Annotated in this window: 12 protein-coding genes, 2 tRNA genes and 1 rRNA gene; 6 read left to right on the top strand and 9 right to left on the bottom strand. The window is 61.2% G+C overall.

The genetic code is table 11. The features are described 5' to 3' along the window. Positions 1–40 precede the first annotated feature (40 nt). A complete protein-coding gene (locus tag ACIQTS_RS16200) occupies positions 41–814 on the top strand; it encodes a uracil-DNA glycosylase (protein ID WP_402473901.1) in 774 nt (257 codons plus the stop codon). Here ACIQTS_RS16200 and ACIQTS_RS16195 read toward each other — a convergent pair. Continuing rightward, positions 811–2481, bottom strand: a complete 1671-nt coding sequence (locus ACIQTS_RS16195) for a threonine/serine exporter ThrE family protein (RefSeq protein ID WP_105659118.1) — start codon at positions 2479–2481, stop codon at positions 811–813. The genes ACIQTS_RS16200 and ACIQTS_RS16195 overlap by 4 nt on opposite strands. A gap of 201 nt (positions 2482–2682) precedes the next feature. Between ACIQTS_RS16195 and ACIQTS_RS16190 the strand changes: the two genes are divergently transcribed. Next, complete coding sequence (locus ACIQTS_RS16190) at positions 2683–3729, top strand: LLM class flavin-dependent oxidoreductase (RefSeq protein ID WP_402473900.1); 1047 nt, start codon at positions 2683–2685, stop codon at positions 3727–3729. A 56-nt stretch (positions 3730–3785) separates the two neighbouring features. On the opposite strand, the gene ACIQTS_RS16185 is transcribed toward ACIQTS_RS16190, so the two are convergent. Further along, positions 3786–3862: transfer RNA gene (locus tag ACIQTS_RS16185), tRNA-Val, on the bottom strand. 410 nt (positions 3863–4272) lie between these two features. Between ACIQTS_RS16185 and ACIQTS_RS16180 the strand changes: the two genes are divergently transcribed. Next, on the top strand, positions 4273–4890 hold the full coding sequence (locus ACIQTS_RS16180; RefSeq protein WP_402473899.1) for a GNAT family N-acetyltransferase: 618 nt from the start codon (positions 4273–4275) through the stop codon (positions 4888–4890). Between the two features lie 4 nt (positions 4891–4894). On the opposite strand, the gene ACIQTS_RS16175 is transcribed toward ACIQTS_RS16180, so the two are convergent. The 5 genes from ACIQTS_RS16175 to ACIQTS_RS16155 all read right to left on the bottom strand — a co-directional run bounded on the left by ACIQTS_RS16175 (position 4895) and on the right by ACIQTS_RS16155 (position 9807). Beyond that, complete coding sequence (locus tag ACIQTS_RS16175) at positions 4895–5827, bottom strand: hypothetical protein (RefSeq protein WP_105659115.1); 933 nt, start codon at positions 5825–5827, stop codon at positions 4895–4897. Then, the gene (locus tag ACIQTS_RS16170; protein ID WP_402473898.1) at positions 5824–7458 is read right to left on the bottom strand and encodes a class I SAM-dependent DNA methyltransferase; all 1635 of its coding nucleotides are present in this window, start codon (positions 7456–7458) and stop codon (positions 5824–5826) included. Before ACIQTS_RS16170 ends, ACIQTS_RS16175 begins: the two co-directional genes overlap by 4 nt. A gap of 122 nt (positions 7459–7580) precedes the next feature. Next, positions 7581–8531 (bottom strand): DUF808 domain-containing protein, encoded by a 951-nt coding sequence (locus ACIQTS_RS16165; RefSeq protein ID WP_332487740.1) that lies wholly within the window; start codon positions 8529–8531, stop codon positions 7581–7583. Positions 8532–8695: 164 nt separating this feature from the next. After that, positions 8696–8769, bottom strand: a tRNA-Thr gene (locus ACIQTS_RS16160). A 171-nt stretch (positions 8770–8940) separates the two neighbouring features. Next, positions 8941–9807 (bottom strand): thioredoxin domain-containing protein, encoded by an 867-nt coding sequence (locus ACIQTS_RS16155; protein WP_332728156.1) that lies wholly within the window; start codon positions 9805–9807, stop codon positions 8941–8943. A gap of 400 nt (positions 9808–10207) precedes the next feature. Between ACIQTS_RS16155 and ACIQTS_RS16150 the strand changes: the two genes are divergently transcribed. The 3 genes from ACIQTS_RS16150 to ACIQTS_RS16140 all read left to right on the top strand — a co-directional run bounded on the left by ACIQTS_RS16150 (position 10208) and on the right by ACIQTS_RS16140 (position 13625). Continuing rightward, entirely contained in the window at positions 10208–11671 is a 1464-nt protein-coding gene (locus ACIQTS_RS16150) for a trehalose-6-phosphate synthase (RefSeq protein ID WP_332503258.1), read from the top strand. Between the two features lie 41 nt (positions 11672–11712). Next, on the top strand, positions 11713–12492 hold the full coding sequence (gene otsB, locus ACIQTS_RS16145; protein ID WP_400291513.1) for a trehalose-phosphatase: 780 nt from the start codon (positions 11713–11715) through the stop codon (positions 12490–12492). 65 nt (positions 12493–12557) lie between these two features. Further along, positions 12558–13625 (top strand): ABC transporter ATP-binding protein, encoded by a 1068-nt coding sequence (locus ACIQTS_RS16140; protein WP_105659109.1) that lies wholly within the window; start codon positions 12558–12560, stop codon positions 13623–13625. A 128-nt stretch (positions 13626–13753) separates the two neighbouring features. Here ACIQTS_RS16140 and rrf read toward each other — a convergent pair. After that, positions 13754–13870 (bottom strand): 5S ribosomal RNA (gene rrf / locus ACIQTS_RS16135). Between the two features lie 144 nt (positions 13871–14014). Next, positions 14015–14797, bottom strand: coding sequence for an SDR family oxidoreductase (locus ACIQTS_RS16130; RefSeq protein WP_400291515.1), 783 nt, complete (start codon positions 14795–14797; stop codon positions 14015–14017). Positions 14798–15120: the final 323 nt, after the last annotated feature.

The following is a 15120-nucleotide window of genomic DNA, read 5'->3' as shown; positions in this document are numbered from 1 at the left end:
CCGAGCACAGGCACGCCAGAAAAACGGCACAATTACCCCTATGGACGATTTGCAGCCAGCACTTTTCGATGCACCCCAGCCAGCTCGGACACCAGTGTACGAAGCGGCTGATTTCCCGTTCTACCATGGTGCCCAATCCATGGCCGACCACGGGTTTATCGCTGCAGACTGGGTACCGGCACTCTGCGAGCAGGACTCGTTGCTGCGTTCCCTGGCCACCGATTTGGCGGCCCGTTCGGCGGCCGGTGAACAGATCCTGCCGGCACCGGAGGTGATGTTCCGCGCACTGAGCCTGCCATTGTCCGAAGTCAAGGTCCTAATTATTGGCCAAGACCCATATCCGACACCCGGCCACGCAAACGGTTTGGCCTTCGCGGCCAACAAGCAGGTGCGACCGCTGCCGCGCTCCTTGGCCAATATCTACAAGGAATTGCAGTCCGATCTGGGGCTGGATCCGGTTGCGCATCCGGATCTCAGTCCATGGCTCTCAGAAGGCGTCTTGCTGTTGAACCAGGTGCTCTCCGTAGCCGCTGGCAATGCCGGCTCGCATCAGAAGCTGGGTTGGGCGCCAATTCTGCATGCCATCCTCACCGCGCTCAATGACCGTCCGCGGCCTCCGGCGGCTTTGCTCTGGGGCCAGCATGCGCAGAAACTCTCCGAGTCCCTGTCCAATGCCGTGCAGCTGCAAAGCGCCCATCCTTCGCCGCTCTCAGCCTCGCGCGGGTTCTTCGGCTCCAAGCCCTTCTCAAGCATCAATCGGCTCCTGTCCGACAGCGGACAGAAGCCGATTGACTGGTCGTTGCCGAAAGCCTAGCGTCGGCGGATCCGCCGGCGCTCACGCCGGGCGCTGGAGGTCAATGGACGGCACAGCGTATCGCCGAAGACGACGCCGCCAGCGATGGAGAGCATGATCGCCATGGCGTTGAACATCTCCACCAGTCCCGTGGCGGTGTCATTGACGTTGATGACGATGCCGTACATTGCGCGGAAGATCATCAGGCCCGGAAGCAGGAACATGACCGCAGGAGCCGCTAGCACCAGCTGCGGGGAGCGGAGTTTGTCCGCTGCCAGCCGCGCGGCGAAACCGATCACCGTGGCGACCAGCGCCGGGGTAGCCCGGTCTCCGAGTCCAATGCTTTCAGCCAGCAGCTGCACCAGGTAGCCGCCGACCGCAATGCCGGCGGTAGGCAGCAGCAGGCGCAGCGCGCTCTGCTCGGTGACCGCACCGGCGACAATGGCCACGCCCACCAAGACCACCAGCAGCCAGGCCGGATAGTCGGTTTGGACGATCTGGTGAACGTCGACCTTCTCTCCCCCGAGCAGATCCGAGATCACCAGGGCCGTAGCAATTCCGCAGAGGATCGCCCCGTAGATCAGGCTGGCCGAGAACAACCGGCCTACCGCTGTCACCGGGAAGCCGTTGATGGCATCCTGCAATGCCGAAACGAATCTGCCCGACGGAAGCAGCAGCAAGATGCCGCCAGAGACCACCAGCGCCGGATCCAGCGGAGCGTGGAATTGATGCCCCAGCAAGGCGATGCCGGTGACCACCAATGTCGAGGCCGCGATAGTGAAGAACTCGGGCACTCTCCAGCGCGAGCCGTATCGGCCGATCTGCGTCACGAGGCTCGAGGACAGCATCGCCACCAGCGCACCAGCCCACGAGCCGCCAATGAAGAGCACGAACGCGGCCGCGAACACGGCCCGGCCGCAGGCGACGATCCAGCGCGGGAACGGCTTGGGCTGCCGCGTGATGTCCTTCAGCCGCTTCGCTGAAACGGATCGCGATACGCCGCCGGCAATGATATCCGAGACGAGTTCGTGCACCAGCACCATGCCGGCGTAGTTCGAGGTGTAGGAGCGGACCACACGCAGCACCGAGTAGCTTTCGGCGTCCGGCGGGCTGTAGTTCAAATGCAGGGACTGGTTGGTGATGTCCACGTCCAAGTGGCTCAGGCCCAGTGCCGCGGTCACCGCGATCACGCTGGTTTCCACTTCCAAGGCGCCTGCGCCGTAGCGGATCAAGGTCTCGCCCAAATCCAGCGCGAACTCCATGGTGCGCCGGTTGGACGCGTCCTGGTCCACATTGACCTTGGGGTTGGCGTAGGGGGTGCCCTGCAGGCGCTCAACGATGTTCAGCGCCTCAGTGGGAGGGGTATCCGAGATCCACATTTTCGCCAGCAGCCGACGGGCCACCGGGTTGGCGCGGGTAGGCATGAGGGTAATGCCCTCATCGGTGGTGTGAACCTGGCCGGTGCGCCACTCGATATCCGAGACATCGGCAGCCGCCACGTTGGCGCTGACCGCCGTATTGAGCGGCAATTCAGATGCCGTTGCCGGCTCTTCGGCGGGCTCTGCCGGATGGAAGCCCATGTTGATCTCACTAGTGGCAATGCGGGGCAAGACGCCAGCTAGCGGAGCCGGATCCTCGCCTACGGCATTCGACGAGGCGGCCTGTTCCTCGCTAGATCGATGCGCCACGAATCATGCCCCCTCATCCAAAGTTTTTCCCATGGGATTCACCATACAACCCGTGCATGAAAAGTTGTCGGGAACGTGGCGAATTCGGGAGGTATTGCCGAACACATTTAAGGGTATTTTCGGCCACTGGAATACCGGCGCTCGGCAGTTGGTTGCACCATGCAGAAGTTAGATGTGTTTGCATATAATCCGGAGGATCCAATGAATACGCAGTTCCCTTTGCCACAAATCGGAGCCGAGACCTTCGGCGACATCACCGAGGATGCCCAGGGCAACCCGCTGAGCCATGCCCAGGTGATCCGCAATGTCATCGCCGAGGGGCAGCAGGCCGAAGCCTCGGGCCTTGATTTCTTCGGTGTCGGCGAGCACCACCGCGATGACTATGCCATCTCCTCCCCCGAAATGGTTCTGGCCGCCCTGGCCAGCACTACCCAGCGCATCAAGCTCGGCACCGCGGTGACCGTGCTCTCCAGCGACGACCCGGTGCGCGTCTACGAACGCTTTGCCACCTTGGACGCGATCTCCAACGGGCGAGTGGAGATCATCGCAGGCCGTGGCTCCTTCATTGAATCCTTCCCGCTCTTCGGCCTGGATCTTGAAGACTACGAGGACCTGTTCGAAGAGAAGCTGCATCTGCTGGCCAAGCTCCGCCACGGCACGCCGGTTTCCTGGCAGGGCAAGCACCGCGCCGCCTTGCGCAACCAGCAGATCTACCCGCTGCTGGAAGACCAGCCCTTGACCACCTGGGTGGGTGTGGGTGGCAGCCCGCAGTCGGTAACCCGCGCGGCCCGGCATGGCTTGCCGTTGTGCTTGGCCATTATCGGCGGCCAGCCCTCGGCCTTCGAAGGCTTGGCCACTCTCTACCGCCGTGCGCTGAAGGAGTTCGGCCATGGAGAATTGCCGGTCTCGGCGCACTTCCATGGCTTGGTGGCTTCCACCGACCAGGAGGCCCTGGAAACCCTCTGGCCGCATTACCAGCGCACCATGAATCGGCTGGGCGCCGAACGAGGCTGGCCGCCGGCCAGCAAGATGCGCTTGCAGGCTTCCATGGGGCCCGAGGGAGCCATGATGTCCGGCAGCCCGGAAACTGTGGCACGGAAGATGGCCAAGGTGGCCCAGCAGCTGGGCTTGTCGCGCGTTGACATCAAGTACTCTGCCGGTTCCTTGCCGCACGAGGCGATGATGAACAGCATCAAGTTGCTCGGAGAAGAGGTCAAGCCCATGGTGCACCAGCTGCTTGGCGCCTAGGATCCTGGCTGTCCCGGAAACAGCGAAAGCCACCGCATTGCGGTGGCTTTCGTTCTTGGTGGATCTTACTGGACTCGAACCAGCGACCTTTCGCGTGTGAGGCGAACGCTCTAACCAACTGAGCTAAAGATCCATCTGCGCCCTGACTTGCAAGCCAAGCGCATAAGCAATCCTACCGGGCCGTGGACCTCACTCCAAATCGGCCACCGGTTCCAGCGCCCGGATTCCGCCCCCGGAACACGCCGAAATGCCGCTACGAGCGCAGGTTCGAACAGTCGTGGTTCAGGCAATGAGTAGAGCAGAAAAACAACGCCGAATAGTTTATTTGCGATTCACCTAAAAGTACCTATTTCCACTTGTCAAAAAGGGACTTTAGACTCCATAATTTTTCTAGCTCATCGAGCTCAAACTGGACCCTACAAGGAAGTTGCCGGAAGCCGCCGGCATCGGTCCCCTCAAGGCCAACGAAACCGCGCAGTGGATTTTTCCACCGCGCAAAAGCCTCATCTTTCGTTCGTTCTTAGAATTTAGGACCGTACCCCAGTGTTTGAAAACCTGAACTTTTCCTTGTCATCCCTATGCGTTCAGCCGGCCCAGCGCGCCGAATTAGCGACCCTCTACCCCTTGGTCGACCAGCGCTGGAACCAGAAGTTCGACCGGCTCTCGCTGCTTGTGACCGTGCGCGACCAGGGCACCTTGGTTGCCGCAGGCCTCGTGCATGATTCCATCATTGCCCCGACTTCTTCGATGAATGCCGTGGAGCTCGGTTGCATGGCCGTGCGCCCGGACTACCGCCGCCTGGGCATCCGCCAGCATGCGACGTCGCTGCGCCTTGCCCACGCGCTGCGTTCGGGCAAAACCCCGATCAGCGTCATCGATTCGCAGAACCCGGCATCCTGGGCCTTCTACGAGCGCTCGGAACTGTGGCAGCGCGAGCGCAGCTTCGAGCACGATGGGCAGCTGAAGTTCATCTACCGGGCCACCGAGGCCGCATGGCAGTGGGCCGCGCAATTGCCGCAGGCCTCCGAGGACCACGTGGCGATCCACCTTCCCGAAAGTGCGATGCCAGCCCCGAGCCTCATGGCCGGCCCGGCCCCGGTCCAGGGATTCGCCGCGCAGTTCGGATCCGATGATTCGGCCTCCACCGTGCCGGTGATGTGACCGCCTAGAACAGGGCGTCCTGCTGCTCGTCCACGGAGCCGTGGCCCGGCAGCGGGGCAACTTCTCCGGCCCGGCGAGCGCGAGCGGCCTCGTGCAGGTCAATCGGGGTGACCTTCAGGACCGCATCGACCATGGCGTTGAGGAACTGCGGCGCGGCAATATCCGCTGGCACCGGAGCGTGGACGCATTTCACTTCTGGATCCTCTGCGCTCTCATCCCAATCCACCAGCAGCAGGCCGGTGGCGGTGTACCCGAAGCCGTCGCCGAAGTCGCGCAGCTTGCGGATCATGTCCACGGTGCGGCGGAAGGCGGCAGGCTCGGATTCCAGGATCGTGGCACGCTGCACGAAGAAGAACCCGACGGCTGCCAGCGGGTAGCGGGCCCGCAGGTTAGCCGCATCCCCATAGGCCTCTTCATAGCGGTTGGCCAGGTTCTTGCCGAAGGATGAGGTCATCGCCTTGGTGCTGAGCAGCAGCTCGGGACCGGTGGACCAATGGGTCATCACCACGTCGGTTTGCTTCATGTAGGCGCGGCCCAGGATGCGCGCGTCGATGCTGCCCGCCTTGCCCGCCATGATGGACTCGTGCACCTCGTCGGCCAGCCGCTCCGGCAGCTTGCGCAGCAGTTCCAGGATGTCGCTGGACAAGACCCGGGGCGCCTCGGGACGCGGCCACACCAGATCCGCATCGAATCCGGCACGGCGCAATTCATGGGCCAGCCATGCGTCCACGCCCTGGGCAAAGCGGCCCGATCGGGTGACCGCCTTGTTGCGGACCGGGATGCTCAGCAGGCGTTCGAGCACCGGGAAGGACGGGTTGAATTCCTCGGTTACCGCGCCATTGCCCAGCCAGGGCGAATCCTTCGCCGCTGACATCAACGTGGTATCGAATTCGGCAAAGGCCAAGGTCTTTTCGATCGCAGGATTGGCCACGTTCATCCCCTCACGGCTTTGCTTCTGGCCTTGCGGCGTTCGAGCATATTCATTCGCGCAGTGCGGACCGCCTCCAGCGCATCCGGCTCCAAGCCGAGCAGCTGCTCGAGCACCACGCCGTCCACCAGGTCGGTGGCCTCTTGCTTGCGCCCCTGCACCAGCAGTTCACGCACCGCCGGCTTGATGGCACGCAATTGCCGGGCATAGCGCTGCACCATGCCGATCGCCGGGACCGGCAGCTGGTCGGCTTCACGCGGTTCCAGCTTCAGGATGCCGCCGCCGTAGGAGCGGCCCACCATTTCGGCTCCGAGCATGGTCAGGGTATTGAGCGATGCCACCGGGAGCAGCTCGCGGCCCAGCTCGCGCGCATCGGCGCCGAGGTACACCCCATGGATCGAGTTGATGTGGTGCACCGCGGCCTCGTTGGCGGTCAACCGCGGGGTGTCGGCGTTCATGTAGGTCATGAACAGGTCCGGCACCGAGAGCACCGGCACCCGCCACCACGGCGAGCGCACCTTGCACTTGTAGGCCTGGTCGACGTTCTGCAGTTCACCGCTGGCCACGAAGCGCGCACCGGCGCCGCTGGGTTCCGCGCCGGGGCGGAACATGTAGGCAGCTGCCCCGTGCTCGGCGAGCTTTTCCCAGCCGTCCTCGCTCAATTCCAGCCCGCGCAGGTGGCGCGAGCCCGGAGGCGAGATCCGGATCAGGTCCTCGCGGGCCAGCCCCAGGTCCTGGATCTGCTGGGCCGAGAGGGTGAACCACTTATTATTGCCGGTGACCGCGCCCAGCGAGGTTTCGCCCCAGGACTGCAGCGGCGCCATCCGGCCGGCGGCCAGTGCCGCCGACAAGATCCCCTGGGCTTCGAGGCCGACCAGGGAACCGGTCCAGCGCTCGTTCATGCGCACCGGGGTGTGGCGGGTGCCTTCGCCCAGGGCTTGCAGATCCAGCGCATTGCGGAATTGGTGCAGGTTGAAGGAACCGCTAGCCCCTTCGCGGAAGCCCTCGGCCAGCAGCAGCACCACTTCTTCCTGCGCGTCGGCGAACAAGCGCTCTTCGAAGACGGCCAGGTGCACGCTGGCGAAGCGTTCAAGCAGCATCTGGCGGACAGGCCCGGCATAGTTCACGAACATCAGCTCTGCCGGAAGCACCAGGGCCAGGCGCCCGCCGACGGCAAGGAAGCTGGTGGCATGCACGACGAAAGCGGCCCAGATGCTGGCAAGTTCATTCAGTTCCACGCCCGAGGCTTTGGCCGCGGCGCGCGAGAGCCGCCGGTCGGCCCCGCGGTGCAGCTGGTAGCGCACGTAGGGAGGGTTGCCGATGACAGCGTCGAACTCGGCGTTGCCGGTGACCTCGAAGAAGTTGGCGTGCTCGATGCGCGCGTCGATCCCGGCGGCGCTCATCCGTTCACGGGCGGCCTGCACCGATGGTTCGTGCAGTTCCAGGCCCACCAGCTCGACCCGGTCTCGGCCATCTGCGAGCACCGGATGGGCAGCGGCAAGGAATTGCGCTTCACCGCAGGAGGGTTCCAGGACCCTGGATCCTTGCTCCCCCAGCGCCCACTGCGCCATGAAGCTGGCAACGGGTTCCGGGGTGAAGTAGGCTCCGCGCGCATGGCGGGCGGTGGCCTGATCTGTCAATTCTCTACTCAACACGCATCGATCTTTCCACGTAGGCCAGACAGTTGGGCTGGACCGGTAGACCGAGTCCGGGCGGCAACTTCTCTATTCTACGTGCGCGGGCATCTGGCTGATTCCTGTTCCTAGTGGTCTGCTTCGGCTTTGCCCTTGTGGCGCAGCTTCTGGATGCCCAGGATGATGACGGTAATCACGGTACCCATGATGAAACCGGCAAGGCAGGAGAAGGCGGTGTTCACCAGCCAGCCCAGCACGGCGCCGGCCTGGCCGGTCGCGTCGTGGACCAGCAGCTCCACGTGGTGCACGAAGCCGTACGGTGCGTGCCAGCCCAGTTCATCCATGCCGACCAGCAGCAGGTGCCCGCCGACCCAGAGCATCGCGATCACGCCGACCTTGCTCAGGATGGACATCACGATGGGCATCGCCTTGACCAGGCCGCGCCCGATCTTCTGCGTCAGCTGGCGCGGCTTGGCGGCCATGTGCAGGCCGATGTCGTCCATTTTGACGATCAAGCCCACGGCGCCATAGACCACGACGGTCATCAGGATGGCGATCACAATCAGGATCAGCGCGCGATTCAAGAACGGCTCGTGGGACACCTCGTTCAGCGAGATGACCATGATCTCCGCGGAAAGCACGAGGTCTGTGCGCACTGCCGATCCGATGATCGCTTTCTCGTCGCGCACTCCCTCCTTTCCGCCCGGAGTGTGGTGCTTGATCGCGCCCATCGCCTCAAGCAGCTTCTCGGCGCCTTCGAAAACCAGATAGGCGCCACCGATCATCAGGATCGGGGTCAGCGCCCATGGAGCGAACTGCGATAGGACCAGCGCCACCGGAAGGATGAACAGCATCTTGTTCCGGATAGACCCAACGGCGATCTTCCAGATGATTGGAAGCTCGCGCTTGGGCGAGAGCCCGGCCACGTACTGCGGGGTGACTGCCGCATCATCGATGACGACGCCTAGCGATTTGGTGCTGGCCTTGCCAGCGCCCAGCGCGATGTCATCAAGCGATGCCGCGGTGACTTTCACCAGCGCCGCCACGTCGTCCAATAGTGCTGCAAGGCCTCCGGCCATGGTCGGCTCCTTCAAATATAGGTTCTGCGCAGAATTCTACCGGCGGGATCTTTGAGCCTGCCATAGGCGCGACGCTGGCTCGGGCATGATCTGGGGCTAAAAAAAGAAACCGCGCCATGAAGATTCATGGACACGGTTCCCGTTGCTGGTCAGGACCAGGTCAGAGCCCCCTACCGGATTCGAACCGGTGACCTTCAGTTTACAAGACAGACGCTCTGGCCAGCTGAGCTAAGGGGGCGTACCGAATAAGAATATCCGAAAACCCTGCGGCACTGCGAATTGGCGATGCTCCGAGTTAAATGCCGATGGGAAGGAAGCCAGCATTGGCTTCCTTCCCATCGGTCGGGGTGCGAGATCAATAAGGATACTACCGGATCCCGAACAATTGTCCAGAGGCTACCGGTTCGACTTACTTGTTGGCAGCGATTGCTTCCTTCACTGCGGTTGGGAAGTCTTCCTTTGCCAGATCGACTACCTCGCCCTGGACGAAGATCGATGGGGTGCCAGCCACGCCATCGTACTGGCCGGCAGTAGTGGTGTACTGGACGAATGGACGGAACTTGTCATCTGCGATGCAGCTTTCAACGGACTGCGCAGCGCCATTCTGGATCGCCAGATCGGCCAGCTCGGCGTTCTTCATCTCGCCCTCCGGGTAGTGGCCCCACAGCGCCTTGACGAAGCCCATGTAGGCTTCTGGGCTTTCGTCGGCGACGCAAGCCAATGCGTTGGCGCCGCGCGAGGAGAAGTTGGTTGCTGAACCACGGTCAAGGTAGCCGACGTTGCGGTATTCAACGGTGACGTCGCCGTTGGCCAGCCATTCCTCGATCTGGTCCCCGTAGGTAGCCTCGAAGTCTGCACAGTGAACGCAGTTGGCGTCAACGTACATGGCGATGTTGATCGGTTCGCCCTTTTCAGCCACCGTCAGGTCGCGTGGGGTAGCAGGCGATGGCGCCTCGGCAGGCGCTTCGAGCGTCTTGATATCCACATTCTCGATGGACTTCTCTGCGACAGTGTCCGGCGAGGTGACCATGATGCCACCGGCTGCGGTACCGCCCTGCGGCACGGCGCCGGAGTCTGCCACCTTTGCGTTGTTGTTCTGCACGATCAAGGTAACTACCAGTGCGATGACCACAATGACTGCGGCCAATACGCCCAGCTTCACGAAAAGCGACTTGCGCTTCTGAGCGGCATCTTGAGCGGCACGCATCTGCGCCGCCTTCTCTCGGGCACTCGCGGTTCGCTCTGCCTTCGATGGGCGCGGATTATTTGTAGACATAAATTTGGCGGTTCCTTGGTCAGCGGACAACTATCATCTGGAGTCAAGCTTAGCCAACTCCGAGCGCCAATATCCTTGAAAACTCAAGATTCCCCCACCTTCACAGGACTCACATATCTTTCGCATACAGCACCCAAAGTGCTTCGAAAACCTTAAGTTGAGCGTTAAACCAAGCCATCGTCGGATATCGTTTCTTTGCTGCCCGTCCTTTGCTGACCACGCGGCACATGCGCAGAAGTAGCCCATATGACGGAGAAATCCGTCTCTTCGTTCCCTTAGCAGTCAGTTTTCACTAGGCTAAATAGCAAGAGCGAGGAAATTTGACGAGAAGTCATTCACTCAGAACCGACGAATCTGCACCACGCCGGTGAACCAGATTGAACAAACCAGGAGGTTTGCAGTGGGTACCCCAGCGCCGAGTACAAAGACCGAATATTCCTACGATTTTGTGGTTGTAGCCAACCGCCTTCCGGTGGACCGCATCACCAACCCTGACGGATCGCAAGGATTCCAGCGTTCGCCCGGTGGTTTGGTTACCGCCTTGGAACCGGTCATGGCTGCGTCCGAAGGTGCCTGGGTGGGTTGGCATGGCGGTATCGGCGAGAAGCTGGAGAGCTTCGACAAGGATGACATCCATCTGGTTCCGGTCCCCCTGGATGAGGATGACCTGACCCTCTACTACGAGGGCTTCTCCAACTCGACGCTTTGGCCGCTCTACCACGACGTCATCGTGCCACCGGAGTACCACCGCACCTGGTGGGACCGCTACAAGAGGATCAACCAGCGATTCGCCGATGCCGTACTGGAAATCGCTGCTCCGAACGCTACCGTGTGGGTCCACGACTACCAGCTACAGCTGGTTCCGCAGATGCTGCGGCTGGCGCGACCCGATCTGAAAATCGGCTTCTTCCTGCACATACCGTTCCCGGCGGCCAGCCTGTTTTCGCAGCTGCCCTGGCGCACCCAGATCTTGCAGGGACTGGTCGGCGCGGACTTGGTCGGGTTCCAGCGCGAAACCGATGCGAGCAATTTCCTGCGCTGCTTGCGCCGGTTCACCGACTACTCCACCAAGGGCGATGTGGCTTCGCCCCCAGCCGGTAACGACATGCAGAATCTCTGCCGTGCCAATGCGCATCCGATTTCCATCGATACCGAGCAAATCGCCAAGCTCGCACGCGATCCGCAAATCATTGCCCGTGCCGCCCAGATCCGCCATGAGCTGGGCAATCCGAAAACCATCATGCTGGGCGTGGACCGCTTGGACTACACCAAGGGCATTCGCCACCGCCTGAAGGCCTATGGCGAGCTGCTCTCCGACCAGACTCTGCGCGCCGGTGATGTCTGCCTGATCCAGGTAGCCAGCCCCAGCCGGGAAAACGTGGACAGCTACATCGAGCTGCGTGATCAGGTGGAGCTCATGGTCGGGCAGATCACCGGCCAGCATGACACCCTGAGCCACACCACCCTGCGCTACCTGCACCAGTCCTATCCGCTGCGCGAAATGATCGCCATGTATCTGGCAGCCGATGTCCTGCTGGTCACGGCCCTGCGCGATGGGATGAATCTGGTGGCCAAGGAGTTCGTCGCTGCGCACCAGGATGGTCGCGGCGTACTGGTGCTCTCGGAGTACACCGGAGCTGCAGATCAGCTGACCCAGGCTGTCCTGGTCAACCCGCACGATATCGACGGGATGAAGGCCAGGATCGTTGAAGCGGTTCAGATGAATGAGGCAGAGCAGGAACGCCGGATGAAACGCATGAACCGCCACTTGGCGCTCAACGACGTCTCGAAGTGGTCCGAGGACTTCCTGGCCGAGCTGGCCGAGATCAACGCGGCCACCTCCGTGCACGAAATCGTTCGCTAGAAGATTCCGACAGGAATCCTGATCTCCGATGAGGAATACCATTGCCTGACCTTGACCCTGCCCTGCAGGCCGCGCTGGCTGAATTTGCTGCCCATCAGCGGGTACTAGTTGCTTTGGACTTTGATGGAACGATGTCCCCGCTGGTTGACCGGCCGCAAGAGGCCCGGCCGCTGGAAGAGTCTGCTGCTGCCTTCGAGCAGCTGGCTTCCAGTCCCGGGGTATACACCGCGGTGGTGTCGGGGCGTAACCTGCAGTCCTTGAGCGAGGTCTATCCTGAGCCTCGTCCAGAGATTCGCATTGGTTCGCACGGCGCCGAGCGCATGGTTCCGCCACAGCTGGGCGCGATCTGGCACGATGAGCCGCTGACCGCTGGGCAGTCCGAGCTGCTCGGACAAATTACCCAGCGCCTGGAACGAGTTGCTGCGATGCACGCGAACGCCAGCGTGGAGTACAAACCGTCGGCCACGGTCCTGCACGTCCGCCAGGCAACACCTGATGTTGCTGCCACGGCCCTGGCACAGGCGCGGCAGGCGCTAGGTGATTTGGATGGCATCAAACTGCTTGAAGGCAAAGCGGTGCTAGAGGCCACCGTGCATCACGGTGATAAGGGCCAGAGCCTGCAGTGGTTGCGTGAAGTACTCGACGTCCAAGCGGTCCTTTTTGTCGGTGATGACGTGACCGACGAGAACGGATTCAAGGTTCTTGGCGCAGCGGATCTGGGCATCAAGGTGGGACCTGGACCAACTGCGGCCGCGCATAATATCCTTTCGCCAAGTGAATTACCACACCTTTTGAAAAGTCTGATTTCCATGCGACACTGAAGTGTCCCAACTCACTTTCACTACGGATCGTCGGGCACGTACCTGCCCGTGAAAGGATTGTCATCATGGCAACTGTGACCTTTGAAAAGGCCACCCGTATTTACCCGGGCGCACTTGTGCCTTCCGTCGACGCTATCGACTTGGAAATCCAAGATGGAGAATTCCTTGTCCTGGTCGGCCCCTCCGGTTGCGGCAAGTCCACCACCCTGCGCATGCTCGCGGGTTTGGAAGAAGTAAACTCCGGTCGTATTCTCATTGGCGATAAGGATGTGACCAACGTTCCGCCTAAGGACCGCGACATCGCCATGGTCTTCCAGAACTACGCGCTGTACCCCCACATGACCGTTGCCGAGAATATGGGCTTTGCCTTGAAGATCGCCGGCGTCGACAAGGAGGAACGCAAGAAGCGCGTGCTGGAGGCAGCCAAGCTTCTCGATCTGGAGAAGTACTTGGACCGCAAGCCCAAGGCCTTGTCTGGCGGCCAGCGTCAGCGTGTGGCCATGGGTCGCGCCATCGTTCGTTCGCCCCAGGTGTTCTTGATGGACGAACCGCTGTCCAACCTCGATGCAAAGCTGCGCGTGCAGACCCGTACCCAGATTGCGTCGCTGACCCGCCGACTCGGTGTCACGACCGTGTACGTGACCCACGACCAGGTGGAAGCCTTGACTATGGGTGACCGCGTTGCCGTACTCAAGGACGGCGAATTGCAGCAGGTAGGCACTCCTCGTGAGCTCTACGATCGCCCACGCAATGTCTTCGTCGCAGGCTTCATTGGGTCCCCTGCCATGAACCTGGTGCAGTTGCAGTCTGCCAATGGACAGGTTGCTTTCGGTTCAGCTGTTATCGATGCGCCGGGAGCACAGGGTGGAGTCACCTTGGGCTTCCGTCCAGAGGACATCGAGATTGTCGGTGCCGGCGAAGGCGTGGAGATTGTTGTCGACGTTGTTGAAGAGCTCGGCGCAGATGCCTACATCTACGGTTCGGCAGAGCTAGGCGGCGAAACTCAGATAGTCGTGGTTCGTGTTGACGGCCGTACGCCGCCCGCACGTGGACAGCGCATCAATATTGCACCAAATCTGCAGCACGCGCACCTGTTTGATACGGAAAGCGGTCTGCGCTTGGACAACGCCTAATACTGGCTAGCGCCAATGGCGGCTTGGAAATTGAACTCCAAGCCGCCATTGGCTTTAAGTCCGCTGCGCGAGAGTCCGGTTAAACATCGAAGGCCCCGAACAAAAGTTCGGGGCCTTCGGCAAATTATGCCCGGCGATGACCTACTCTCCCACACCCTCCCGAGTGCAGTACCATCGGCGCTGTGGGTCTTAGCTTCCAGGTTCGGTATGGATCTGGGCGTTTCCCCCACGCTATGATCGCCGTAACTCTATACCTCATGGCTAGCCATGGGAAAACTACGGTGTCATTCGCGATTGCGACAACTCCATAACTATATCAAGCACGCAGTGGATGCGCCACTTCAGAACGCGTTACCAATAGTGTCCTTCGACATACCCAGCTAACTGGGCTAGCTCCAGATATCATCCCCGCGGAGCGTAGCCTCGGCACCGCCATCGCAGTAAATCGTTTGCCCGGTGACGTGAGTATTTTCTGCACTCGTTAGCCACAGCAGTAGCTTGGCAATTACCACGGCTTCAGAGTGGTAGTTCAATGGCATCGGCACATTCTGGTCAACCATCGTTTTGCCTTCTTCTGTCGCCAATAGGTCCCGAGTCATGTTGGTGATCACGGTGCCAGGAGCCACAGCGTTCAATGGGATCCCTGCGCCGGCCCACTTCTCCGAGATGCACTCGCGGCGAACCCAGCGGCTCAGCGCACGCTTGGAGGACGGGTAATTCAGGTAACCGGATCGCGGGCCAGCGGCTTCCAAGGCTGCACCAATGGCCAGGGCTGCTTCCTCGTCGCCTGCAAGCAACGCATCAACGAGTTCAGCGGAATTCTGCTGGATCGAGGCCATCGAGGAAACCACGGCCACGCGTGGTGACTGCGAGAGTCCCAATGCAGGCAGCAGGCCTTCCAGATACCTGGTTACGCCGAAGTAGTTTACCGAGACGGTAATCGCCTTAGGAGCCGAGATGCCTGCGGCCGCGATGACCGCGTCAATCTTGCCTTCGGAATGCTCTATGGTCTGGCTGATGGCGCTTAGCCGGCCCGCCTGCGTCGATAGGTCAGCAGTTACCTCAGCATCGCGTAGATCAACTCCAATGACCTTGTGCCCACGTTCTCGAATCAATTCTGCAGTGGCCGCGCCAATACCGGAAGCAGCGCCAGTAACGACATAAGTTCTCACGTTCGGTTTCCCTCTTTCGCAATTGGAAGACGAGTCGAGTCACCGTCGATGAGTCAGTCGCAGCCTCGCTCATATCCCACACTATGCCCATTTCGAGTGACCCCTTGAACAATGATGCCTAAGTCAAGTGTTTATGGTTGCCTTAGTCGCTTAGCAGCTATCGAGGTTAAAGCAGGAGGGGAGGGGGAACCAAGCAGCACCAGCTGCCCAATTCCCCCTCCCCTTCTCGTTAAACAGGTGAGGCCCCGGCACCAAACGGTACCAGGGCCTCAAACCATCTACTCAAGTTAAGTCCGGCGGTGACCTACTCTCCCACACCCTCA

This window comes from Glutamicibacter sp. NPDC090743 (assembly GCF_044769125.1).
Taxonomy (GTDB): domain Bacteria; phylum Actinomycetota; class Actinomycetes; order Actinomycetales; family Micrococcaceae; genus Glutamicibacter.
Note: the sequence above shows the minus strand (reverse complement) of the source record. Positions and strands in the feature narration are given on the sequence as shown.

Excerpts from the sequence above, each read along its gene's own strand:
- ACIQTS_RS16200 (WP_402473901.1), top strand. The coding sequence starts at position 41 with ATGGACGATTTGCAGCCAGCACTTTTCGATGCACCCCAGCCAGCTCGG.
- ACIQTS_RS16190 (WP_402473900.1), top strand. The coding sequence starts at position 2,683 with ATGAATACGCAGTTCCCTTTGCCACAAATCGGAGCCGAGACCTTCGGC.
- ACIQTS_RS16175 (WP_105659115.1), bottom strand. The coding sequence starts at position 5,827 with ATGAACGTGGCCAATCCTGCGATCGAAAAGACCTTGGCCTTTGCCGAA.
- ACIQTS_RS16165 (WP_332487740.1), bottom strand. The coding sequence starts at position 8,531 with ATGGCCGGAGGCCTTGCAGCACTATTGGACGACGTGGCGGCGCTGGTG.
- ACIQTS_RS16155 (WP_332728156.1), bottom strand. The coding sequence starts at position 9,807 with ATGTCTACAAATAATCCGCGCCCATCGAAGGCAGAGCGAACCGCGAGT.
- ACIQTS_RS16140 (WP_105659109.1), top strand. The coding sequence starts at position 12,558 with ATGGCAACTGTGACCTTTGAAAAGGCCACCCGTATTTACCCGGGCGCA.